The sequence below is a fragment of the Pseudomonadota bacterium genome, from assembly GCA_010028905.1.
Taxonomy (GTDB): Bacteria; Vulcanimicrobiota; Xenobia; order RGZZ01; family RGZZ01; genus RGZZ01.
Genome location: RGZZ01000863.1, coordinates 1 through 1,230, shown reverse-complemented (window position 1 = coordinate 1,230; position 1,230 = coordinate 1). Strand labels below are relative to the sequence as shown.

Sequence of the window (1,230 nt, the reverse complement as noted above, 5' to 3'; positions counted from 1 at the left end):
TCGTGGAGGAGGGTCGCGCTACGGCGTGGTCAGCATGTGCATCGGGGGTGGCATGGGCGCGGCGGCCGTGTTCGAGCGGCCCTGACGCTGGGGAACGGACCCGCGCGGGCTGCGAAGGCGCCACGACCTGCTGGCACGGACGTGATCGCGACGCGTCCGGCTGGGCCGTCGTGTCGCTCAGTGGGTGTGTGATGCACTCCCGTGCGTGTTCGCGGCGAGACGTCCGCCCGTCGCGGGCAGGGGCGTGGTGGGTGAGGCTGTGGACCGGAGCCCCTGCGCCTTGGTAGACTGGCCCGATGCACACCCCCATCTCCAGCACGCCGCCCGCGCACGACGCGAAGCTCCCCAACCTGCTCGATTACCCGGAGGACGAGCGCGACAAGGTGTGGTTCGAGCACTACTACCAGGGGGATGCCCTGCCCCAGCTCACGGTGCGCGCCGTGTTGATGGGCATGGTGCTCGGCGGGGTGATGTCGCTGTCGAACCTCTATGTCGGGCTCAAGACCGGCTGGGGCCTCGGCGTCGCGATCACCGCGTGCATCTTGAGCTACGCGACCTGGAACACCTTCCTGAAGCTCGGGCTCGCGAAGACGCAGATGAGCGTGCTCGAGAACAACTGCATGCAGAGCACCGCGAGCTCGGCGGGGTACTCCACGGGCGGCACGATGGTCTCGGCGATCGCCGCCTACCTGCTGATCACGGGCGAGAACATGCCGTTCTGGGTGCTGTTCTTCTGGACGGCGTTCCTCGCGCTGCTCGGCGTCAGCATCGCGGTGCCCATGAAGCGCCAGATGATCAACCGCGAGCAGCTCACCTTCCCCTCGGGCGTGGCCGCCGCGGAGACCCTGCGCTCGCTGCACGCAGCGGGCGGCGACGCGCTGCTCAAGGCCCGCGCCCTGTTCGCCACCATGGGCCTGGGCGCGGTGATCAAGTGGTTCGTCGAGGGCAACGCCGCGCTGATGACGAAGCTCGGCTTCCCCGGGCTCGCGAAGCTCGCGATCCCTGCCGAGATGCACCTGCCCTTCGGCGTGGGCAAGCGCAGCGCGGATGAGCTCGGCATGGCGCTCCCCGTGGATCCGATCATGGTCGCGGGCGGCGCGCTCGTCGGGCTGCGCACCTCGGTCTCGATGGCCGTGGGCGCGGTGCTCGTGTACGGCGTGCTGCAGCCCTGGCTCGACTCGCAGGGCGTGTTCGTGGAGATGAAGCTGCTCGACATCGACGCGCAGGTGC

The 1,230-nt window shown here is 69.4% G+C and carries 2 protein-coding genes; both read left to right on the top strand.

Annotated elements, in window-relative coordinates; translation table 11 throughout:
- On the top strand, positions 1 to 85 hold an 85-nt coding region (locus tag EB084_25955), incomplete at its 5' end, for a hypothetical protein (protein NDD31709.1).
- A 925-nt stretch (positions 86 to 1,010) separates the two neighbouring features.
- A partial coding sequence (locus EB084_25950; GenBank protein NDD31708.1) for a hypothetical protein occupies positions 1,011 to 1,230 on the top strand: 220 nt, incomplete at its 3' end.